Below are 22716 nucleotides of genomic sequence, written 5' to 3' on the forward strand. Positions count from 1 at the left end.
GCCGCTGCCCTCGCCAGCGACATGTCCCGAAGGACACATCGCTCGTCACTCTGCTTTTTAGAAGCGTCCGGTGAGCGTCAGACCGAGCGCCCCGCGCCCTGGCCCGCCGCCGATCCGCAGCGCCTTCGCGTACTGCGACGAGCGCCCGCGCGACAGCCCGAGCCCCAGCCCTGCGCCGGCGACCAGCCCCGCGCCGAGCCCTGCGACCGCCGAGGTCGCGGTGAAGATCGTCGCCGGACCCTTCACCCCGGTCTGCAGCTCGGCCCAAGTCGCCGGCGTCGTCGCGTTGACCTCGTTGAAGCTGTTCGCGCTGATCACCAGCCCGACGATCCCGCCGATCACCGCCGCCGCGCCGACGCCCGTCTCGACGTACCAGGCGATCTTCCGCGTCCGCTCCGAGCGCGCGTACCAGACCGCCCCGCTACCGATCAGGCCCACGCCCGCGCCCAGCACCCCTGCTCCGGCCCCGCGCAGCGTCGCACCCGCGCGCAGCTCCGCCGAGCAGGTCTGCAGGTCGGGCCACGTCGCGCACTGGCTCGCGTCCGTCTTCAGCGCCGGCCCGAACTCCTTGCCTTGCGCCACCCCGGTGATGACCGCGCCCACGATCGCCAGCCCGCCGCCGACCGCGATCGTCGCCAGACCGACCTTGCGGCCGTCGAACGGCTTGTCGGGCTGCGGCGTCGGCTGTCCTTCGGGACCTGTCTCCGGGGGCAGGGGCTTCAGCGCCAGCTCGGCCGTCAGCGGCGCCCCGGCCGTCACCTTGATCTGCGTCTCCGCGGGCTCGGCCCCGGGCGCCTCTGCCCGCAGCACCCACGTCCCCGGGTCGAGCTGGATCACCCCGCTCTGCGCCGCCCCGCTGGGCGACACCGGCACCGGCAGGTTCGGCCGCAGATCCGACGCCAGCTCGCTGACCCACCGCGCCGTCACCTTCGGCGCCTCGGCCGCTCCATCGGCTTGCACGCGGACCTGCACGCTCGACACCTCGCGTCGCGCGACCTCGAGCTGCGCCTTGGCCTCGTCGCGGTCCGCCCCCTTCACCTCGGCCAGCGCCAGGTACTCGTTGAGGTACGCCACCGCGTGCGCGTAGTGGCGGGCCGTGTAGCGGGTCACCGCCGCGTTGAAGAGGAACCGCGGCTCCTTGAAGTCGCGCCACAGCGCCTCGAACTCGAGCGCCGCCTCCACGTGCCGCTGCTTCTCGAACTGCTGGTACGCCGCGGCGACCCGCTGTTCCTTCGACGAAGCCGACGCCGTGGGCGCGTCTGCCGTCACCATCGCCATCGCCAGCGCGACACCTTGCACGATCAGCATTCGCCCTCGTTCCCCGGCCGGGCCGCGAGTATAAGCCCCACCGGCCCGCGGGCCAAGTGACGCGCACCCCCTCCCGCGCGCCCGAACGCCCACCTGCCCTAACGGCCAGGCTCGCCCGCGCGCATCCGCGTCGCTGGCTCGCGGCCCCACGCGAGCCTCACGCCCCCACCGCCGCGGCTCGCAGGGTTACGAGCGCGACACACGAAGCCCACGCGCCCACCGCGTGATCTCGCTACCACCTCGTGCACGGATGGCCCCGCGCCCCGACCTCGGCCCGCTGCGACGCGTGCACGAACGGCTCCGCGCCCCGACCTCGGCCCGCTGCGACGCGTGCACGAACGGCTCCGCCCGACCTAGGCCCGCTGCACGCGTGCACGAACAGCTCCGCGCCCGACCTCGAGGCGAACGCGAACCTGCGCGATAGGCCTCGACCTGCCCATCGAGCGCTGCGCCCGTGCACCGCCTTGCTCCTGCCCCTGCCTCGGCTCCACGTCCTGCACACCTTCAAGCCTCGCTCTCGCCCCGACCTCCGGCTCGGGCGGCTGCGACCTCGCGCCCTGCGTGCCTCGCCGCGAACGCAGCGGGCCCGACCGGCCTGGAGCGCCCCGCGGACCGCGAAATTCCTGTCCTCGAGATCGTCGTTCGGCGTGAGATCTGCCGGCGCCTCGCGGCCCGCCCTTGCGCTCCGCGGCCTCACCGTCGACCATGTCCACAAGCGCACCGCCATGCACGCCCGCTCCTCGCTCGTCGTCCTCGCCGTTCTCTCTGCCGGCTGCCTGAAAGATCTCACCCAGGTCGAGACCGACACCGGCGGCATCGCCACCGAGACCACCACCGAGACGGCGACCGAGACCACGGTCACCACCACCGTCTCGACCACCGACGACAAGCCCGCCTGCGGCAACAACGTCCTCGAGCCCGGCGAGCAGTGCGACGACGGCAACGCCGCCGACGGCGACGGCTGCGAGGCCGACTGCACCACCACCCCCGGCGAGAACTGCGGCAACGGCGAGCTCGACGACGGCGAGGACTGCGACGACGGCAACACCGTGGGCGGGGATGGCTGCGAGAACAACTGCACCGAGACCGTCATCCCCGCCTCCTGCGGCGACGGCAAGATGGACCCCGGCGAGCAGTGCGACGACGGCAACGACGACAACTCCGACGCCTGCACCAACACCTGCAAGACCGCCGTCTGCGGCGACGGACTCATCCTCGCCGGCACCGAAGCCTGCGACGACGGCGGACCCAGCGCTACTTGCGACGCTGACTGCACCGTCGCCGAGTGTGGCGACGGCACCGTCAACGGCGACGCAGGGGAAGAGTGCGACGATCAAAACGAAGTCGATACGGACGCCTGCATCGCTTGCAAGACCGCGACCTGCGGCGATGGCTTCGTCCAGGCCGGCGCCGAGGAGTGCGACGACGGCACCCCGGACGGAGATGATCTCTGCAATGAATGCAAGAACGTCCCCTATCGCTACATCTTCACGACGGCGGCGACATACACCGGAAAATTTGGCAACGTCATTGTCGCCGACACCTCGTGCACGACCGCGGCCATCGGGGCGGATCTGCCGATCTCCGACAACACACAATGGGTCGCCTGGCTGAGCGCCGGCGCGAGCCAGGCTATCCAGCGCCTCGATACCGGCTTCACGGGCTGGTATGTCCTGCCGACCACCCCCCCCACGCTCGTCGCGAGGGGATGGGCGGGGTTGACCTCCGGCACCCTTCAGCACGCGATCGATGCCACGGAGACCGGAGCGGCGGTCCCCGCTCCCGCAACGGTCTGGACCAATACGGACATCCTTGGCGAGCTGCCCATGTTGAATATCCATTGTAAGAACTGGAACTCTTCGATGGCCGTGGACAAGGGTCGCGTGGGTCTCTCGACAGCCACTAACAGCGATTGGACCGATCCGGAGATGCTTGCATCGGCCACATGCGACACTTCCCATCACCTGTATTGCATCGAGGACATTATCTGATCGCAGCAGCGCATCCGAGCGCGTCGCCATAAGGGCCAGGTACGGCCCACAGATCTGCCTGCTGTGGCTCGGTTCTCGGTGAAGAGGACCGCGCAGAAGCGGCCCAAGGAACCTCATGCTGTACCGTACCGCCCTCCTTTTCGCCTTCTTCAGCGCATATGGGTGCTTCTACAATCCGACGGGCACCCCCGACAATTCGAGCTCCGAAACGGACGTGAGCACGGCGAGCTCCCCAGTCACCACGACCGCGACGACCACCGACGACAAGCCCGCCTGCGGCAACAACGTCCTCGAGCCCGGCGAGCAGTGCGACGACGGCAACGCCGCCGACGGCGACGGCTGCGAGGCCGACTGCACCACCACCCCCGGCGAGAACTGCGGCAACGGCACCCTCGACGACGGCGAGGACTGCGACGACGGCAACAATGTCGACGGGGATGGCTGCGAGAGCAATTGTCGACTGGCTGTCACAGTGAAGTGCGGCGACGGTAAGCTCGACCCTGGCGAGCAATGCGACGACGGCAACACGATGAGCGGCGACGGCTGCGAGGCCAACTGCACCAAAACACCCAAGTGCGGGGACGGCATTCCGGGTCCGGGCGAGCAATGTGACGACGGCAACGAGGACGATGGCGATGCCTGCATCCAATGTATGTCGGCCGTTTGTGGCGACGGCATCCTGTGGACAGGCAAGGAGATGTGCGATGACGGAGCATCGAACGGCATGTACGGACAGTGCAACGGCGAGTGCAACGGCCTCGGCGAGCGCTGCGGCGACGGCATGCGCGACGGACCAGAGGAATGCGACGATGCCGACATGGTCGACAACGATGCCTGCACGAACGACTGCATTGCTCCTCGATTGGTCTTTGTAACCGCTGCTACTTTCAAAGGTGCTATTGGGGGTCTCGCCGGCGCCGATGCGAAGTGCACCCAAGCCGCCGCCGAATCACCGTTGCCGAAGAATCTGACCTGGAAGGCATGGATCAGCGACGGCACCAGTTCGCCCACATCTGCGGGACGGCTGGAGACCGACTACACGGGGTACTACAAGTTCACGAATGAGACCATCCTCGCCCATGGGTGGAGCGCCCTGGTCGCCCCACCGCTCGCACTCCCGATCACATTCGACGAGAACAGCAATCCAGTGGAGGAACCGCTCCTGGCGTGGACAAACACGCTATCGGCAGGCACCAGCGTCGGCGCCGATCATTGCAGCAATTGGACATCTTCAATGTTCAGCACAAAGGGTCGGTTCGGTGACGTATCGGCGAGCGATGCCACATGGACGGACGCCGCTGTCGACAATCCCACGGGCTGCTCCAACTCCTTCCACCTTTATTGTTTTCAGAGCGCTCCTGCTCCGTGAAGGTCTCCTCTGCGCGCGGCCGCCAGCAGTCACATCTCGACCACCGATAGCTCCACGCTCGACTGCAATACGCCGCGCCACCTCTATTGCGTGCAAACCCGAATCCTTCCGCGCGCGCGCGCGAAACGCAAAGCGCAAAGCAAGATAGGAGCCCACCCATGCGACACACCGTGCTCCTCGCCGCCCTCCTCGGCCTCGCCTGCAGCCCCGGCAAGGGCGGCACCAGCGACACCGCCGCCACCGATCCCGGCGAGACCGCGATCGACCTCGTCATCGGCACGCCCTGACGGTCCCTCTCAAACGGACGGGCGCGGGCGACGACTTTCGAGCTTGGCGGCGAACAGGTGCTCGGCCGCGGCCGCGATCAGGCGATCGACCGTGCAGTTGGCCTCGTTCGCCTGCGCGATCCCGACGAGGAGAGTCAGCGACAGCGTATGCCCGTCGTCGGTGGTGATGTCGCCGGCGACCTCCTCGCAGATCTGCTCCGCCAGCGCGGTAGCCCCTGCGGGGTCCGTGCCTGGCAGGAGCAGTGCGAACTGGTCGCCGGCGTGGCGCGCCAGGACAGCGCCCGGGCGCCCGTACGGCCGCAAGCGCAGGGCGATCTCTCGTAGCAGTCGATCACCCGCGAGATGTCCATACGTGTCGTTGATGCTCTTGAAGCGAGCGACGTCCAACAGCACCAGCGAGAGCGGCTGGCCGGAGATCTTGGCGGTCTGCAGCTCGTGTTCGAGATGGTCGATGAGGTAACGGCGGTTGTGCAGCCTGGTCAAGCCATCGAGCTGCGTCAGGGGGTCGGCCGGCTCGACGTTCGGCGGTGCGTCGACCACTGTCAGCGCGGTGTCGCCGATCCGGATGCGATCACCGTCGTGGAGCGGCGCCTCCTGTCTCTGCTGGGCGTTGACGTATGTACCGTTGGTGCTGCCGTTGTCGACCACCCACCAGCCATCGGTACGTCTCTCGAATCGCGCATGGTTGCGAGAGGCGGAGCCTCCTCCGAGCACGATGGCGCTTTGCTCGCTGCGTCCGACCGTGATCGGCGCCGAGGCTGCTTCCAGCCGATGCAGTCGGCCGGCTGTCGCGGCATCCCCCGAGCCGACGATGACGAGGTAGCAATCGCTCGCCTGCGCGCGGCGGCGGCCCGAGAAGAGGCGACCGGCCCAATCGGCGACGGGGTCGGGCCTGCCCATCGCGTGGCTCTCGACGCCGCCGTCCGACAGCTGCTTCGGGATCGCTATGCACTGCCCCGCGAGCGCGCGAGACTCCGCGGCGGCCACGGTGTCGCAGTAATAGACCTGCTCCTTGCATTGCTGGCAGAAGCGGACCGACTCGGCGTCGGTCGGCGCGAGCGTCTCCCAGCGCTTGGTGCAGGCGAACGTGAAGCGGACCCGCGGGCGCTCCCGCTTGGCGCTGTCGCTGCCACAATTCATGATCACGTCGCGCAGCAGCAGGTTGGCGTAATCGAACCCGATCTCGCGCCCCAGCTCGATGAATCGCGCGATCACGGCGGGGTCGGCCGCCGGCTGCGAATGGAGGGCGACCTCGAGGCGCAGCCATTCGGCGCGCGCGGGGTCGCGATCCTCGACGAGCTTCGCATAGGCGAGCCGATCGGCGTCGCCCAGAGACTTGTCGTAGGCCTTGCGAATGAAGGAGCGCTCGTCTTCGGAGCTCTGGTATTCCGAGATGCGGGACCGCGCCTGTGTCACGGATAAAGGCATAGCACACCTGCTTCCGCGGGCGCGTTCGCGCGGAGGCTATGCAGCCTCGCGCACGCATGTGCGGCGCGAGGCGGAGCGGCGTTCGCCGCGAAAACGCTATCTTGGACGATGGTCAGTTGCACGAGCGAGCGGGCCCGTCGAGGCCCAGATCACACTCTGGCCCGAGCCTCTCGACCTCGCGGCGGCGTGCCGTGGCGAGCGCGCGTCGGCGGGGGAGCCGGCCCGTGTCGAGGGCCATGTCCACGAGAACACGAGCGGCTGTTCGCCGAGCATGGCCGGTGTTAGCTTCGGCGCTCCCCCCGAGCCATGAAGCGGCGATCTCATGAAAGTCGTAGCGAACAAATACTACGTCCCTGCCCTCGAGACCCTGCCCGCAGAGCGGCGGCGCCATTTCCAGAAGCGAATCCTCGCGCTCACGGCGCGCGCCAAGGCGATCGAGAACGGCGAGGACGAGCCGATGGATCGGGAGGCGCTCGGAGACCTCGCGGACGATGCCGGCGAGTCGCTTTCCATGAGCCTGGGCGAGTTGCCGGGCCTGCTGGAGGAGTTGTTCGACGAGTCCGTCGATCCGCTCAGCGCCCTGCTCGACGAGGTTCGCGCCGATGCGTGGCCCCCCAGGGCGCAGGAGGCCCTCTACGCCTGCCCCTATTGGATCACGCTGTGGATCGTCGAGAACAGTCTGTGGGATGACGAGGCGGCGAACACCATGCGTCGGCTGACCAAGCGCTTCCTCGACAGGCTCGCCAGGGCGCTGCAGCTCGACGCCGCGACGCGCAAAGACATCGAGAGCACCACGCGTGCGCTCCGCAGCGGCGACGACGACGCAGACGACGACTGACCTACCCCCGCGGTTCGCTTCGCTCGCTCGCCGTCGGCGTCGGCAGCTCGCTCGCCGGCACCTTCTCGCCCGCGACGATCTGCGCGAAGATCTCCGCCTGCACCCGATGCAGCTCCCACGAGCGCTCGAGCACCCACAGCAGCTCGAGCAGCTCCTGCGTCATCGCCTCCGACCAAACGATGGGCCGCACGGCGTCGAGCGGTGACGACGTGCGGCCGCGCGGCTCCAGCATGCGCCCCGCCAGCCACGACGACACCACCTTCAATCCCGACACCTCGTAGCCCCAGATCTCCGCGGCCACCGGCGCGAATCGACCGCTGCCGACGCTCAGCACCCCGGCCGTCCACGAGCTCTTCGCCGGCACCTCGCGCACCGGCGCCACGCACCGCGCTGCCCCTGCCGTGGGCACTGCGCGAAACGTGTGGAGCCCCAGCAGCTCCGCCCCGACCGCCGCGCAGCGGGAGAACAGCCGCTCGTCCCGCGTGAGCGGCACCCGCGGCCCCGGCTCCGCCACCTCCTCCGCCAGCGCATCCACATACCCGGGGTGCCCCAGGCAGCCGTAGACGTACGCGAACAGCTCCTCCGCCGCCACTGTCCGCGAGAACATGTCCCCAAGAACATCCAGCAAACCACGCGTCACGTTGGCCTGCCGCGCCATCGCATCGCGCCACAGCGGGATCACCCCCTTGTCGCCGAACGACCCGCGGAAGTGATGAAGGTCCGGCACCTCCGCGCAGCCCATCACCGCCGGCCCGCGCGACAACCCGCTCGACAGCAGCGTCGTCAGGTACAGCTGAGACGGCCCGTGCGCGCGCCACAGCGCCGGCCGCAGGCGATCGCCGAGGCGCGCGTCGGCGAGGCACCAGCGGCGATCGAGCGAGCGCCAGGAGATCCGCGCGACCCGTGGCATCGGCGCGTCGACCGGCAGCGACGCCAGCGGCGGCAACGGCGAGCCATCCAGGAGGTCGGCCCCCGGCCGCGCGATCGTCCACGCCTCCGACTCGCGGAACGCCGCCGCGCGATCCTCCGCCCGCAGCAACCCCCGCCAGCGCCGCTCCAGCACCTCCGGCGTCACCGCGATCGGCCACGTCCGCTTCCACTGCGCCCCCGCGTGCTGCCACGGGAACAGATCGATCAATCGCGGCCAATCACCATGGTCCCCGGAGGCCCCCGGCACCAGCGGCGCCTCCCATGCATCGGCGGCGCGCGCCCATTCGAGTGAGTGCCACGATTGCAGCGCCCCGAGCGCGAGCAACTTCTCTTCACGCTGCTGCGAATCGGCGAGCCGCGCATACCACAGCACCGCCGCCCGTGATCGCTGAATCTCCGCCCTCCGCAACCCCACCGCGATACAGACCGGCGTGCGCACCCCTTTAAAAACATTCGCGGAGCGACGCGGGCCGAGAGCGTCGCCGCCGAGGTCGAGGATCCACAGCGCGTCGAGCACCTCGCGCAGATGGCGGCGCATCGCCGCGAAGCCTGGCCCGCGCAGGTAGCTCGACGGTGTGATCAGACAGACGATCCCCGGCCCATCCTGCTCGCAGCTCCACCAAAGCGCCCAGCGCCAGAAATAGACATACGCATTATACAGATTCTTCGCGTGTCTGCCGAGAGCCCCCTCCGGCAAGAAATCACCGAGCAGCGCCCGCTCGCCGCGCCCGGGATCGCCGTGGCGGATCCACCCGCCGCGATCGTCCTCCGTCAATTCGCGCCGGTCGTACGGCGGATTGCCGATGCACACCCGGATCTGCCCCGCGTCCGTCGCCTCGAGCTGCGGGCGCGCCAGCGTGTCGCGCAACATCACCCGCGAAGCCTGCACGCGCCCGCCCGCGTCACGCAGCGCCCGCGTCACGCGAGCATGCGCCGCCGCGTGCGGCCCCGCGAGCACCTCGTGGGCCACGAGGCTCTCGCCGAGGCGGGTCATGCACGCTTCGACATCGCCGCCGCCAGCTCGCGCTGTTCGCAGCGCGTCGTCGACGATCGCCAGCGGATACACCCCGGTGCCGCACGCCGGATCGATCACTGTCACGTTCGGCGCCGCGAACCCGAGCGGCGCCGCCAGCTCGCGCTGCAGCAGCTCGCGCACTGCCACGATCTGTGCGTGCACCACCTCCGCCGGCGTGTAGTAGGCCCCCGCCTCGCGCCGCAGCCGCGCGTCGTACGCCGCCAGGAACTCCTCGTAAAAGTAAGTCCCCTCGCCCTCGCGCAGCCCCGCCAGCGACGCATCCTCGATCGCCGCCACCGTCGCCTCGAGCTCGTCCAGCGCTGCGCCGATCTCCCCGCGATGCTCCGCCGCCGCTCGCATCGCCCGCAGCAGCGGACCCGGCGTCTCCCCCAGGCGCGTGCACGCCCCCGCCACCTCCGCCCGCGCCTCCGGGTGCGCGAGCCGATCGCTCCACAGCCCGTACGTGATCGTCTGCGCCAGCGCCTCGGCGAACTCCGCTTCGCCCCCGCGGGTCGCTGGCGACCACGCGTCCGCGAGCGTGCGCAGGCGCGAGCCGGGCGCTGTCACGGCCGCGAGCAGCGCGTCGCGCAGGGTTCGGCAGCTCGCGGCCAGTCGCGCCGCTACCTCGCGCGAGCTCTTCGGGGCCTGCCTCCGCACGCGCGGAAACATAGCAGAGCAACATCGCGCGCGGTCGTCGGCCCGCGCGGACGGCGGCGCGGCGAGTGCGTGCATTTGTCCCCGCGGGAGCGCCGGCCCGCGGTGATATCCTCCTGGCGGCTCATGCTTCATATCGCCGTCGAACGCGAGGGACAGCCGCGCAAAGAGCTCCGCTTCGCCAAGGACGTGGTCGTCGTCGGCCGCGAGGCCGAGCACGATCTCCAGCTCAACTTCGAGGACGGCGCCTCGCGCCAGCACGCCCGCTTGAGCCACGAGCGCGGCCAGCACTTCGTCGAGGACCTCGGCTCGCGCAACGGCACCAAGGTCAACGGCAAGCGGATCGCCGCCAAGACCCCGCTCAAGCCCGGCGACGAGGTCGAGGTCGGCAAGGTCAAGATCTACCTGGTCGGAGAGACAGGTGCAGCCGGTGGCCGCGGCACCGCGCGGGTCCAGCCGCGCGGCGCCGACGACGACCAGACCGTCCAGCGCCCGGCCAAGGCCAAGGCGGCCGCGCCCGAACCTGCCCCGAAGGCCAGGCCCGCTCCCGAGCCCGCCAAGCCCGTCGCCAAGCCCGTCGCCAAGGCCTCGCGGCCGGCGCCCGATCCCGAGGCTGTCGCGCAGGACACCAGCATCCGCGTCAACCTGCGCCAGCCCGAGCCCGAGCCCGCGGCCGCGCCCGAGCCCGAGGGCAAGCCCACCGGCCCGGTCAACGACGAGAACGAGGCGTGCCGCAGCCAGATCGATCCGCTGGCCCGGCGCTGGCGCGACCTCGGCAAGCCCGAGGGGCTGCTCCTCCACGGCCCGCTGCTCAAGCGCGGCCTCACCTGGGCGGCCAGCGACCGCAAGCTGCGGCCGCGCCCGTCCGAGCTGCACCGCGAGTTCATCTACGCCAGCCGCGGCGATCGTCGCCACCGGATCCGCGACGTCGGCCTGCGCGCCGGGGCGCTGACGATCGCGCTGGTCGGCGGCAACGTGGCGGCCCACGTGCTCCACGACGACCTCGAGCTCAAGGACGCCGCCGCCGGTCGCGAGGCTGGTGCGGGCCAGTGCACGCCCGACAACCCGGCCGTGCAGCGGGCCAACCTCCTGGCCCAAAAGGCAGCCGAGCAGACCGACCTCGAGCTGGCGATCCTCGCCGGCACGCGGGCCGTCAGCGCCGCCGACGGCCCGTGCGCGCGTCAGTCCGACGCCGAGCGGGCGCTGCGGATCGCCCTCTCGCGCCAGCGCAGCCGCGTCATCGGTCGCGGCAACGCGCCGATCCGCGACGCAAACGTCGGCCGCGACGAGCGTGACGTCGTCACCGTCGACGACACCGGCGCCGTCGTCCTTTACGACCGCACCGGCGCCTCGCAGCCGAAGACCTTGCCCTCGAGCAGCGGCGCCGGCAAGGTCGCCGCGCTCGGCCCCGAGGGTCGCTGGCTGGCCGTCGGGACAGCCAAGGGCGTCGTCGACCTGTGGGACCTCGCGCAGCGCACCGCGCCCAAGCTGACCCGGCAGCTCGAGAGTCACCGCGACCCTGTCACTGCGATCGCCTTCAGCGAGGACGGCCGGTTCTTCGCCACCGGTGACCGCCGCGGCAACGTCACCGTGTGGGACATGCGAGGCACCGACGCCGGCGCCAAGCTCGGCGAGCTGCGGCAGCACAGCGGCGCCATCGAGCAGCTGGTGTTCCGCGACGGCGGCAGCCGCCTCTACTCGTTCGGCGGCAAGCAGGCGGTCGCCACCGACCTGCAGGACGGGCGCAAGAAGGGCAAGCAGCTCAACCTCGCCATCGGCGGCGACGCCACCGCGTTCGCGGTCAACGGCGAGGGCGACGAGGTCGTGGTCGGCGACAGCATCGGCCAGGTCGTGCGCTGGCGGGTCCGCACCCTCGCGCGCGCCCAGCAGGACGCGCTCGCCAGCCACACCGGCGCCGTCGTCGACCTCTCGTTCCTCCCCGGCGCGCGGGCCGTCCTGTCCCTCGGGACAGACAAGCAGCTCATCGTCACCGAGCTCGATCAGATGATGCGCGAGGGCAGCGAGCCGCTGCGCGTCGGCCTGCGCGGGCTGCAGTCCGAGCCCAAGGCCCTGGCCGCCGACCCGACCGGGCGCCGGATCGCCGTCGCCGCTCAGGACCACAAGATCTACGTGTGGGATGCCGCCCAGCGTCACACCTCGGCCCAGCCGGTGGTCGTGTTCGACGAGCACGTCGACACCATCGAGTCGGTGCTGCCGAGCTACGACGGCAACTCGCTGCTGTCCGCCTCGGCCGACGGCACCTTGCGTCTGTGGCCGCTGCAGAACGCCGAGGCTGGCGGCGCGCTCGCGGTCCTCAGCGATCACCGCGGCCCGATCACCGGTTTGGGCCTCAGCAGCGACGGCGGCCGCATGGCCTCGCTCGGCCAGGACAAGGCCTTCCGCGCCTGGCGGCTCGACGCTCGTGGCGCCCCGCGGCGGATCCTCGAACGCACCTTCGAGCAGGCCCCGCAGGCTCTGGCCGTCAGCCCTGATGGTTTGTGGGCGGCCGTCGGCGTCGAGCGTCAGCTGCTCATCTACAACCTCGGCGCCAACGAGCGCGAGCCCAAGCCGATCGAGCGCGCCCAGCACGACGACCTCATCAGCCACGTCGCCTTCAGCCCGGACAACCGCTGGCTGGTCAGCGCCGACTTCTCCGGCGCCATCAACACCTGGCCGATGAAGAGCGACGGCCCCGAGGACAGCCCGGCCCGCAAGGTCGCGCTCGGCCGCTCCGTCACCGCGCTGGCGCTGGCGCCCAGCAGCCCCTACTTCGCGGTCGCCGCGGCCGACAACCGGGTCACGCTGTGGCCGATGACCGGCAACGGCGGCGAGCAGCAGGTCGTGCAGCACGAGAAGTCGGTGCTGTCGCTGACCTTCAGCGGCGGCGGCGACCTGCTGGTCTCGACCAGCGACGACGCGCGCGCGATCCTCCGCACCGTCGACAAGGGCAAGACCGCCGAGCTGTCCGAGCGCTCGGCCGTCGCCCACGACTCGCGCGTGCGCGCGGCGGCGTTCAGCCCCGACAAGCGGTGGCTCGCCACCGGCAGCGACGACGGCGTCATCAACATGACCGACCTCAAGAACATGACCGAGCGGAGCAAGCCGCTGAAGGGTCACGAGACGGCCATCACCGGCCTGTTCTTCGAGCCAGGCAGCGAGCTCCTGGTGTCCGCCAGCGCCGACAAGACCTTGCGGCTGTGGCTCGTCGACGACCTCAGCCGCGGCGGCGAGGTGCGATCGATCCCCCTCAGCGGCCACACCGGTCCCGTCAGCGCCATGCGCGTCGACGGCAGCGGTCGCCTCCTCGTCAGCGGCGGCGCCGACGGGGCCCTGCGCGTCTGGCCGCTCAAGCAGGACCTGCTGATCGCGCTGGCCTGCCGCACCGTCGGCCGCGACTTCAGCGACGACGAGTGGAGCACGCTCTACCCGGGCGAGCCGGTCGAGCCGCTGTGCGAGGGCAAGTAGGCCCGGGCGGCGCTCCACGCGACACGCTATGTCCTCGATGACATGTCCCTATCGACATGTCGTCGAAGACATTTGCTAACAGACATGTCTTCGAGGGCATGTCCGAAAGACACTGCCTGCACGCTCCGCCCGCTCGCGCGGCGTCACCGCTGCTGCGGGCGACGCGGCGTCACTTCGCGTTGCTGCACGCCGTGTCGTTCGGGTCGCACTTGAAGCGGACGTGGATGTGGTGAATATGCCCGTCCGAGTGCATCACCAGCGCCGGCGCGCCCTTCGGCCGCGGCCACTGGATCAGCTTCTTCAGCTCGGCCGCGCTCTCGCCCTCGGCGATCGCCGCCTTGTGCAGCTCTTCTTGCAGCCAGTGCGACAGGAAGATCTCCTGGATCGCCCCGGTCGAGTTCAGCGCGCGGATGAACCGCCACGTCGTCCGCCAGTCGACCTCTTCGGGCTCCGGGCGGCAGCTCGTCGTGCTGCAGTTCTTGCAACCGTCGAGGTAGCGCTTGCGTTTGACCTGCAGCCAGATGTCGGCGTCGCGGCCGGACTGGTGCGACTTGTGACGGCCGTAGCCGCCGCCGTCCTTGAGCGACAGGTCGGCGATCATCACCTGGTTGCTGAAGCCCTGGGCGCGGAACTCGGAGACCCCGCGCAGCAGCTGCGACAGCGTGTGGTTGGTCGCGTAGGCGTGCGAGGCGCAGCGGACATCGGCCAGCGGCGAAGGCAGCAGCTGCACCGGATTGACGAGCGTCCCGCTGGTCACGCCGCCGACCGAGCTCGCGCCCGTGGGGACGATGAAGATCGGCAGGTCGTCGGGGTTCGGCGACTTCGCCCCGAACGCACCGGCGTCGATCCACAGCGTCAGCTCCTCGCCGCCCTTGAGCCGGTCGGGCACCTTCGGGTTGAACTGGCGCAGCTTGTCGACGCTCGTGCTGTACAGGTTGGCGACCGCCAGCCAGTCCTCGCCCTCGCCGACCGTGTAGTACTCCTGGACCAGCGGCGGCCGCGGCGGACGCGTCGTCCGCACCTTGAGCTTCATGTCCGTCAGCAGCGTCGTCACCCCGCCGTTCCACTGCTGCAGCAGCACCGGCGACACCTCGTAGTAGCGGGCGATGTCCTCGAGCGTCTCGCTCGGGCTGACCTGGTGCTCGATCCACTCCTCGCGCGCCGTCGGCCCCGAAGGACCTGTCCTTTCGGCCACCTGATCGTCGATGCTCGTCGGCGTCGGCGTCGGCTCCGGCTCGGGCTCGGTCGCCGCGGGTCGGTTGAACAGGAAGATCGCCAGCGCCCCGAGCAGCACGCCGCCGGTCGTGAACTGCAGCGCCCGGCGGATCATGTGCGCCCGCATGCTCGCGCCGACGAACTCGCGCAGCAGCGGCTCGGCCTCGACCTCGGCCCGCTGCGCCGGCACGGCCATCCAGCCCTCGGCCAGCCCCAGGTCGCGGCCGTGCAACAGCAACCGGCGCGCCCGCCCGTGGTCGACCCACTCGCGGGCGTAGCGAGCCAGCCGCCGCTGCTCGACGGCCCGCTGCTCGTCCTCGCCGCGGGCCAGCGCGACCGGCTCGAACTTCAGCTTCTGCTCGAGCTTGCGGTCGCGGTCGTCGTCGGCGATCTCGAGCACGTAGGCGCCGATGCTGAGGCGATCGCCGGCGCGGAACTCGGTCGGCTCGCTGCAGCGGCGCGAGTTGACGTAGGTGCCGTTGCGCGAGCCACGGTCGGTGACGATGAGCTTGTCACCCTTGAAGGAGATCCGGCAGTGCTTGCTGGACACGCCGTGGCCGCCGAGGACCAGGGTGGAGTCGACGCTGCTGCCGACCTGCATCTCCGGGCCCTTGAACGCGACCCGGCGCTCGTCGCCGTCCGGGGATATGACCTTGAAGACAGGTCCGTCAGCCACGGTGTCCTCCTCAACCGGCCAGCAGCATCACGAGCAAGCCGACCAGGATCAGCAGGCCGCAGCCGACGTTGACGATGATCAGCGTCTTCTGCAGCGACCACTCCGCCGGCTTGCGGACCAGCGCAGCGGCGGCGTGGCCGTCGAGGGCCATCGTCGCCTCGTTCGGGCGCGCCCGCGACTGCACCGCGGCGGCCGCGTCGGGCATCGCCATCGTCGTCTCGCCCTGCGGGATGTTCGGGTCGGCCAGGATCATCGTCGTGTCCTGCCGCGCCGGCATGCCGCCCTGGTCGGACAGGATCATCGTCGACTCGGCCCGCTGCGCCGACGGGTCCGGCAGGATCATCGTCGACTCGCTCGGCGGCGGCTTGCTCTGCCCGAGCACCACCGTGCCGCCGCTGCCGACGGCCGGGTGGCTGTCGGTGCGGAACACGACCGTGCGATCGACGGGCGCCTCTTCGCCGGCGCCGGTGGTCGGCGCCACGACGGTGCGCCCGGCCCCGGTGGTCGTGGCCACGATCGTGCGGCCCGGCGCTTGCGGGTCGACGACCGTCGCGCTGACCGGCCGCAGCGTCGCGAGGTTGTTGGTGGGCCCGATCGAACCTGACCGTTGGGACAGGCTCGGTCCGACCACCGTGCGATCGGCCTGCAGCTTCGGCGACTGCTGCATCAGCAGGTTGGCGCCGCTGCGGCCGGGACGCTTGGTCGACATCAACGTCGTCGTCGTGTCGTCCTCGTCGTCCTCCTCGTCGGTGATGGTGCCGGACGGGCGCGGGGTCTGGCCGCGCACCTCGATCATCGTGCCCGCGGCGGTCACCGGCGCGCCGGGAGTGATCCCGGGGAACCGACGCACGTGGGCGATCGCGTCGGCCATCGCCTTGAGATCGGCGAAGCGCTCTTCGGGCTGTTTGCCGAGCGCGCGGCGGATGAGGCCCTCGACGCCGACCGGCACGCCCACGTCGGGCGCGACGTCGGCCAGCCGCGGCGGCGGCTCACCCATGATCTTGCGGGCGATCTCGTAATACGACTGGCCCTGGAACGGCAGCTGGCCGCTGACCAGCTCGAACAGCACGACCCCGAGCGCGAACACGTCCGTGCGCTCGTCGGTCGCCCGACCCTCGAGCTGCTCGGGCGCGCGGTAGTCGACGGTGCCGAGCGCCGAGTCGACGCGCGTGCTGTCGCTCGACACGATCTCGAGCTCGGCCGTCGCGTAGTCGAGGATCCGGACCTCGCCGCGGTCCGTGACGAAGATGTTGCTCGGTTTGAGGTCGCGGTGTGCGGTCCGCGTGCTCGCATAGACGGCGTGCAGGATCTCCGCCGTCTGGCCGCACAGCTCGAGCGCGCGCATCCACGGCATTCGGCCGACGCGCGCGCGCAGCTTGCCGACGTCGTCGCCGGTCAGCGAGTCCATCACCACGATCGGCGGGTTGCGCGAGGCCAGCCCGAGCCCGCGCGGCAGCACGAGCCCCGAGTGGCCGGCGCGACCGACCGTGGCGATCAACTTGGCGTAGCGGTCGAGCGCGTCGTCGCCGGCGCGCCCGGGCTCGAGGACCTTGAGCGCGACGGCTCGCTGGCCCTGCGTATCCCAGGCACGAAACACCTGCCCGACTCCCCCGCCTCCGAGGGACTCGCGCAGCTGGTAGCGACCGCCGACGACGGTGCCGATCCGATGTGACGAAGTGACTGTCACCTGGCTAGGACTTGTCCAGCTTGCCGACGAGCGACAGGGTGAACTCGGCGCCCTCGAACTTGAGGTGCGGCTCGATGGCCAGGTTGCAGCGGAACCAGCCGACCTGCCCCTCGACCTCCTCGACGATCACCTTGGCCTTGCGCAGCGGCTTGCGCGAGCGGGTCGCGGCCGGCGGATCCGGCATGTCCGACACGTACTGACGGATCCAGTTGTTGAGCTCGCGGTCGAGGTCGGCGCGCGACTTCCAGGTGCCGATCTGCTCGCGCTGGAGGACCTTCATGTAGTGGGCGAGGCGCGTGATCACGAACATGTACGGGAGGCGCGTCCCGAGCATGTAGTTGGTCTGCGCCGCCAGACCCTCGGCGGTCTTGGCGAACACCTTCGGCCGCTGGATCGAGTTGGCGGAGAAGAACGACGCGTTGTCGCTGTCCTTGCGGAACACCAGGCCGATGAAGCCCTGCTCGGCGAGCTCGTACTCGCGGCGGTCGTCGAGCGAGGTCTCGGTCGGGATCTTGCTCTTCAGTTCGCCGCCCTGCTCATACTGGTGGAGCGGCAGGTTGTAGACCGCGCCGCCGCCCTGGGGGCCGATGATGTTCGGGCACCAGCGGTACTTGGCGAAGCTCTCGGCGATCTTGGCGGCCATCGCCAGCGACGCCGGGCCCCACAGGTACGCGTCGTGGTCGTCGATCACCTCCTCGGTGAAGTCGAAGGCCTTGACCCCGAGCTCGCTCTCGCGCTTGCCGTACGGCGCGCGCAGCATGAAGCGCGGCATGCACATGCCGAGGTAACGGGCGTCCTCGGTCTCGCGCAGGCTGTTCCACTTGGCGTACTGCGGGCCCTCGAACAGCGCCTGCAGGTCCTTGAGCTTGGGCAGGTCGGTGAACGACTGCACGCCGAACATCTTCGGTGCGGCGTTGCCGAGGAACGGCGCGTGCGACATGGCGCCCACGGCCGCGAACTGCTTGAGCAGCTGGATGTCCTCGGTCCCGGTGCCGAAGTCGTACGTCGAGCAGATCACCCCGTACGGCTTGCCGCCGAACACGCCGAAGTTGTTGCGGTAGATCGTGTTGTAGAGGCCCGACTTGGTGATGTCGGGCGCGTCCTCGAAGTCGACCCGGAGGTCTTCCTTGGTCGCGTTGACGATCTCGAGGCGGACGTTCTCACGGAAGTCGATCTGGTCGACCAGGTACTTGAGGCCGCGCCAGGACGACTCGAGCTGGCGGACCTGCGGGTGATGCAAGATCTGGTTGACCTGAGAGGTGAGGCGGCGGTCGATGTCCGCGATCATCTCGTCGATGAGGCCCTTGTCGATCTTCGGCGCGACCGTGGGCGACCGCAGGAGATCGTCCATCAGCTTGCGGGTGCCGCGGCGGACCAGCTCGTAGGCCTCGCCGTCGTTCGGGCCGAGCTTGGTCTCGGAGAGCAGCGAGTCGAGTAGCGAGTCTTGCAACTCGCCCGCTTGCCGCTGCGACGCTGTCTGGGAATTCGTGTCCGACATGTCCTAAAACTCCTTCTGCGAATCCGTGGCGGAGAGCCTCACGACCCCGGCTTGTCCTCGATCCCCAGCTCTTTCATCAGGCGATTGCGCTTGTCGGGGTCGCGCAGCGCCTCGACCAGCTTCTTCTTGAAGTCCGGCACGTTGCCGCCGACCAGCGGGCCCTTGAGGGCCGTGAGCGCGTTGCGCAGCTCCATCAGCTCCTTGAGCTGCGGCACCTGCTCGACGATCCCCTCGGGGCGGAAGTCCTTCAGCGTGTCGAACTTGAGGCTGAGCGAGAGGTCGCCCTGATCGCCGTCCGTCAGCTTGTTGGTGACGCTGATGTCGGTCTCGAGCTTCTGCGCCGCCATCACCTTGTCGAAGTTGTCCTTGTCGACGTTGATGGGGACGCGCTCCTCGACCGGCCGGTCGTCCTGGCGCCCCGTGAAGTCGCCGAGCATGAGGATCTTGAGCGGGAGCTCGACGTCCTCCTGCGCCCCGTCCGTGGCCGGCTTGTACGTGATGTTCACGCGCTCCTTCGGCGCAACCGATCCGTCTTTACCCTTGCTCATGAAGGCACCCATCCTCGCGGACACTACTGTTTTCGTCGCCCCGTCTGTCCCCGCGGTGCACCAGACAGCGCCACCTCTGCGGCATGGACCATAGAACGGCGAGCCGTCCGACGTCCAGAGCGTGCGAGAGGCGCCGCGATCGCGCGCGCGAAATCACCGCACGCTGACACCGACGTAACGCGGATGAGGGCGTGCCGGACGTCGCCGCGCGCTCGCGCGAAAGTGACACCAGCGCGAATTTGCACATGCGCGATTCTGCGAGCCAAAGTCGCGTTGGAGGCCGCGCAGGCGCGAAAATACCGGTGTCGAGCCCGTAGCCGGCCCGGGGGCCTTTGATAAGGTGTCCCGCATGGCTGAGACCGTCCATCTGTACCTGAAAGCGAATGGCCAAGACATCCAGGGCGAGAGCTCGCAGACCTCGCTGGGTCGCGAGAACTCCATCGAGTGCGTCGAATTCCAAGACAGCGTCCGCACCGCGCGTGAGCACGGCAGCCGTGCCGCCGTCGGTCGCCGCGTCCACGCGCCGATCCGGATCGTGAAGCGCATCGACAAGAGCTCGCCGCTGATCGCCAAGGCCCTGTGCCGCAACGAGAGAATCGACGCCGAGTTCAAGTTCTTCCGCCCGATGCCGACCGGCGACGGCACGACCGAGCAGTTCTTCACCGTCAAGCTGGAGAACGGCCGCGTCGACTCGATCGAGCGCCTCTCGCCCAACGCCCTCGACCCGGCCGAGGCCAAGGCCCCGCCGCTCGAGACCGTGAGCATCGTCTACCACACCATCACGTGGATCTTCGTCCCCACGGGCGCCGAGTTCGTCGACTCGTGGTCGAACAGCGACGGCTGATCGCCGTTCGTTGCACATAAAACGGCCTGGCGCGTGAGTTCGTCTCCGCGCCTGGCCGGCCTGGCTTTCTACTATAGCGTTCCCCCTCCCTCCCCACCTTTCCCCGCGAGAGACCCCGCATGCGCGTCGACCCGAAAGCGATCGTTCGAAGGCTCAACCCGACCTGCACCTCGATGCTCGAGGCCGCGGTGTCCCACGCCGCCAGCTCCCGCTACTACGAGATCGTCCCCGAGCACCTGCTCGTCGCGATCTTGAGCGCCGAGGACACCGACGCGGCGAAGATCCTCTCGCACTTCAATCAGGACGCGACGCGCCTGCGGCAGCGCGTGCAGCGGGCCCTCGAGACCATGCGGACCGGCAACGCCGGCCGCCCCGTGTTCGCCGAGACGCTCTTCCAGTGGCTCGAGGACGCGTGGGTCGTCGCCTCGCTGCAGTACGGCTCGACCGAGATCCGCACCGGCCACCTCATCCAGCAGTGGTGCGCCCGCGGCCACCGCTACAGCGCCGAGACGCTGCCCGAGCTGGCCGCGATCGACCTCGAGACGCTGCGCAAGGACCTCGAAGGCATCGCCGCCGGCTCGAAAGAGGCCGTGCGCGCGGCCTCGGCCCCTGCGGGCGGCACAGGCGGCGGCACCGCTGCTGCGACGCCGGTCGCCGCCGGCGAGCAGGCGCTGCGCCGCTTCACCTCGTCGTACACGGAGAAGGCCCGCGAGGGCAAGATCGACCCGGTGTTCGGTCGCCACCAGGAGATCCGCCAGCTGGTGGAGATCTTGATCCGCCGGCGCAAGAACAACCCGATCATCGTCGGCGAGCCTGGCGTCGGCAAGACCGCGCTCGTCGAAGGCCTCGCCCGCGCGATCGTCGAGGGCGACGTCCCGACCGCGCTGCAGGACGTCGAGCTGCTCGAGCTCGACATGGGCCTCATGCAGGCCGGCGCCGGCGTGCGCGGCGAGTTCGAGAAGCGCCTCAAGGCCGTCATCGAGGAGGTCAAGTCCTCGCCCAAGCCGATCGTCCTGTTCATCGACGAGGCCCACACCATCGTCGGCAACAAGGACAACGACGCCACCAACATCCTCAAGCCCGCGCTGGCCCGCGGCGAGCTGCGCACGATCGCCGCCACGACCTGGTCCGAGTACAAGAAGTACTTCGAGAAGGACGCCGCGTTCGCCCGCCGCTTCCAGTTGGTCAAGGTCGACGAGCCGTCGGAGGACCAGGCGCTGGTCATGCTCCGCGGCCTGCGCGACACCTACGAGCGCACCCACACCGTGACGATCCGCGACGAGGCGCTGATCGCCGCCGTCAAGCTCAGCCACCGCTACATCTCCGGCCGTCAGCTGCCCGACAAGGCGGTCGACCTGCTCGACACCGCTTCGACGCGGGTGAAGATCGAGCAAGCGTCGCGGCCCGAGGCGATGCTGCGCCAGGAGCAGGAGCTCGCGGCGCTCAGCCGTGAGATCGGCGCGCTCGAGCGCGAGGATCGCGAGGGCAACCTCGTCGACCTCGCCCGCCTCGCCGAGCTGCGCGACAAGCTGCGGAGCGGCGAGAACGAGCGGACCGCCCTCGACCGCCGCTGGCAAGAGGAGAAGGAGGCCCTGGGCGCCGTCGACAAGGCCCGCGAGGCCCTGCGCACCGCCGGCGACGCGGCCACCGACGAGCTCCGCGAGGCCAAGCGCACCGCCGACGCCACGCTGATCGCCGCCGGGGGCGAGGAGCGCCTGATCCACGCCGAGGTCGACAGCGACGCCGTCGCCCGCGTCGTCTCCAACTGGACCGGCATCCCCGTCGGCAACATGAAGCGCGACGCGATGGAGAGCCTGCTGCGCCTCGAGGACACCCTCACCGAGCGCGTCAAGGGTCAGCCCAACGCGGTCAAGGTCGTGTCGGAGACGCTGCGCATCGCCCACGCCGGCATCCGCAACCCGAGCACCCCGATCGGCGTGCTGCTGTTCGTCGGCACCAGCGGCGTCGGCAAGACCGAGACCGCGACGGCCCTCGCCGACCTGCTCTACGGCGGCGAGCGCTTCATGACGACGATCAACATGTCGGAGTTCCAGGAGAAGCACACGGTGTCGCGCCTGATCGGCTCGCCGCCGGGCTACGTCGGCTACGGCGAGGGCGGCGTGCTGACCGAGGCCGTGCGTCAGCGGCCCTACTCGGTGGTCCTGCTCGACGAGTGCGAGAAGGCCGACCTCGACGTCATGAACCTGTTCTACCAGGTGTTCGACAAGGGCATGCTGTCGGACGGCGAGGGTCGCCTCATCGACTTCAAGAACACGATCGTGATCCTCACCAGCAACCTGGCCTCGGACGCGATCATGAAGCAGACCGACAACGGCCTGACCCAGCGCTCGCCCGAGGAGTTGGTCGAGGCGATCCGGCCGACGCTGTCGAAGCACTTCAAGCCGGCGCTGCTGGCCCGCATGTCGATCGTGCCGTTCCAGCCGCTGCCGCCGGCGGTGCTGCGCGAGATCACCGAGCTCAAGCTCAGGGGCCTGCGCAAGCGCCTGATGGACAGCCACAAGATCGAGACCGAAGTGCTCGACGAGGTCTACGACGCCATGGCCGCTCGCTGCAACGAGGCCGAGACCGGCGCCCGCAACGTCGATCACATCCTCCGCGGCTCGCTCATGCCGGTGCTCAGCCGCAAGCTGCTCGAGGCGTTCGCCGCTGGTCAGCAGCCGAGCAAGCTCCGCATCGGCCTCGGCAAAGAGGGCGAGGCCTGGGACATCACCTTCGACCCGCTGCCCGAGTGACGCCGCCGGCCCGGAGTTCTCCCGGGCCGACGACGTAGCCACACCCTCGCGGACGGACCCGTCCCCGAGGGTTTTCTGCTACCCGCGCCAGCAAGCGTCGCGTCACTCCGCGGCGCCTTCTTCGGCCACGAGGGCCCGCGGAACCTCGCTCCGCGAGCCCGCCCTGCCTCGCCTAGCGACGCTGCGGCCCCGCAGTGAGGCCTGGAGAGG

General features: G+C 69.8%; 14 protein-coding genes. 7 read left to right on the forward strand and 7 right to left on the reverse strand.

All coding sequences use genetic code 11. The features are described from left to right. Positions 1–57 precede the first annotated feature (57 nt). Positions 58–1308, reverse strand: coding sequence for a hypothetical protein (locus tag POL25_RS29305; protein ID WP_272089542.1), 1251 nt, complete (start codon positions 1306–1308; stop codon positions 58–60). A 725-nt stretch (positions 1309–2033) separates the two neighbouring features. Here POL25_RS29305 and POL25_RS29310 point away from each other — a divergent pair. The 3 genes from POL25_RS29310 to POL25_RS29320 all read left to right on the forward strand — a co-directional run bounded on the left by POL25_RS29310 (position 2034) and on the right by POL25_RS29320 (position 4955). After that, the gene (locus POL25_RS29310) at positions 2034–3299 is read left to right on the forward strand and encodes a DUF4215 domain-containing protein (protein ID WP_272089543.1); all 1266 of its coding nucleotides are present in this window, start codon (positions 2034–2036) and stop codon (positions 3297–3299) included. Positions 3300–3414: 115 nt separating this feature from the next. Continuing rightward, positions 3415–4668 carry a DUF4215 domain-containing protein gene (locus POL25_RS29315; protein ID WP_272089544.1) on the forward strand — a complete coding sequence of 418 codons (1254 nt, stop codon included), beginning with the start codon at positions 3415–3417 and terminating at the stop codon, positions 4666–4668. A gap of 158 nt (positions 4669–4826) precedes the next feature. Next, on the forward strand, positions 4827–4955 hold the full coding sequence (locus POL25_RS29320) for a hypothetical protein (protein ID WP_272089545.1): 129 nt from the start codon (positions 4827–4829) through the stop codon (positions 4953–4955). 9 nt (positions 4956–4964) lie between these two features. On the opposite strand, the gene POL25_RS44570 is transcribed toward POL25_RS29320, so the two are convergent. Next, positions 4965–6371, reverse strand: coding sequence for a GGDEF domain-containing protein (locus tag POL25_RS44570; RefSeq protein WP_272089546.1), 1407 nt, complete (start codon positions 6369–6371; stop codon positions 4965–4967). Between the two features lie 469 nt (positions 6372–6840). Here POL25_RS44570 and POL25_RS29330 point away from each other — a divergent pair, with 469 nt between their 5' ends. Continuing rightward, positions 6841–7221 (forward strand): hypothetical protein, encoded by a 381-nt coding sequence (locus POL25_RS29330; protein WP_272089547.1) that lies wholly within the window; start codon positions 6841–6843, stop codon positions 7219–7221. A 1-nt stretch (position 7222) separates the two neighbouring features. Here the strand turns inward: POL25_RS29330 and POL25_RS29335 are convergent, their stop codons facing one another. Further along, positions 7223–9823, reverse strand: coding sequence for a type ISP restriction/modification enzyme (locus POL25_RS29335; protein ID WP_272089548.1), 2601 nt, complete (start codon positions 9821–9823; stop codon positions 7223–7225). Between the two features lie 123 nt (positions 9824–9946). On the opposite strand from POL25_RS29335, the gene POL25_RS29340 reads away from it, so the two are divergent. Continuing rightward, entirely contained in the window at positions 9947–13285 is a 3339-nt protein-coding gene (locus POL25_RS29340) for an FHA domain-containing protein (protein WP_272089549.1), read from the forward strand. Between the two features lie 169 nt (positions 13286–13454). Here POL25_RS29340 and POL25_RS44575 read toward each other — a convergent pair whose 3' ends face one another. The 4 genes from POL25_RS44575 to tssB are packed head-to-tail and all read right to left on the reverse strand — an operon-like array spanning position 13455 to position 18909. Beyond that, positions 13455–15176 (reverse strand): penicillin-insensitive murein endopeptidase, encoded by a 1722-nt coding sequence (locus POL25_RS44575; RefSeq protein ID WP_272089550.1) that lies wholly within the window; start codon positions 15174–15176, stop codon positions 13455–13457. 10 nt (positions 15177–15186) lie between these two features. Beyond that, positions 15187–16863, reverse strand: coding sequence for a serine/threonine protein kinase (locus POL25_RS29350; RefSeq protein ID WP_272089551.1), 1677 nt, complete (start codon positions 16861–16863; stop codon positions 15187–15189). A gap of 4 nt (positions 16864–16867) precedes the next feature. Next, positions 16868–18361, reverse strand: a complete 1494-nt coding sequence (gene tssC / locus POL25_RS29355; RefSeq protein ID WP_272089552.1) for a type VI secretion system contractile sheath large subunit — start codon at positions 18359–18361, stop codon at positions 16868–16870. Between the two features lie 38 nt (positions 18362–18399). After that, a complete protein-coding gene (gene tssB, locus POL25_RS29360; protein ID WP_272089553.1) occupies positions 18400–18909 on the reverse strand; it encodes a type VI secretion system contractile sheath small subunit in 510 nt (169 codons plus the stop codon). A 349-nt stretch (positions 18910–19258) separates the two neighbouring features. On the opposite strand from tssB, the gene tssD reads away from it, so the two are divergent. After that, on the forward strand, positions 19259–19753 hold the full coding sequence (gene tssD / locus POL25_RS29365) for a type VI secretion system tube protein TssD (RefSeq protein ID WP_272089554.1): 495 nt from the start codon (positions 19259–19261) through the stop codon (positions 19751–19753). A 119-nt stretch (positions 19754–19872) separates the two neighbouring features. Continuing rightward, on the forward strand, positions 19873–22506 hold the full coding sequence (gene tssH / locus POL25_RS29370) for a type VI secretion system ATPase TssH (protein WP_272089555.1): 2634 nt from the start codon (positions 19873–19875) through the stop codon (positions 22504–22506). The last annotated feature ends 210 nt before the right edge of the window (positions 22507–22716 follow it).

Source organism: Nannocystis bainbridge, from assembly GCF_028368995.1.
GTDB lineage: Bacteria > Myxococcota_A > Polyangia > Nannocystales > Nannocystaceae > Nannocystis > Nannocystis bainbridge.

Coding starts and splice junctions, on each gene's coding strand:
- POL25_RS29340 (WP_272089549.1), top strand. CDS start 9,947: ATGCTTCATATCGCCGTCGAACGCGAGGGACAGCCGCGCAAAGAGCTC.
- POL25_RS29330 (WP_272089547.1), top strand. CDS start 6,841: ATGGATCGGGAGGCGCTCGGAGACCTCGCGGACGATGCCGGCGAGTCG.
- POL25_RS29310 (WP_272089543.1), top strand. CDS start 2,034: ATGCACGCCCGCTCCTCGCTCGTCGTCCTCGCCGTTCTCTCTGCCGGC.
- tssC (WP_272089552.1), bottom strand. CDS start 18,361: ATGTCGGACACGAATTCCCAGACAGCGTCGCAGCGGCAAGCGGGCGAG.
- POL25_RS29315 (WP_272089544.1), top strand. CDS start 3,415: ATGCTGTACCGTACCGCCCTCCTTTTCGCCTTCTTCAGCGCATATGGG.
- POL25_RS29305 (WP_272089542.1), bottom strand. CDS start 1,308: ATGCTGATCGTGCAAGGTGTCGCGCTGGCGATGGCGATGGTGACGGCA.
- tssD (WP_272089554.1), top strand. CDS start 19,259: ATGGCTGAGACCGTCCATCTGTACCTGAAAGCGAATGGCCAAGACATC.
- POL25_RS29320 (WP_272089545.1), top strand. CDS start 4,827: ATGCGACACACCGTGCTCCTCGCCGCCCTCCTCGGCCTCGCCTGCAGC.
- tssH (WP_272089555.1), top strand. CDS start 19,873: ATGCGCGTCGACCCGAAAGCGATCGTTCGAAGGCTCAACCCGACCTGC.
- tssB (WP_272089553.1), bottom strand. CDS start 18,909: ATGAGCAAGGGTAAAGACGGATCGGTTGCGCCGAAGGAGCGCGTGAAC.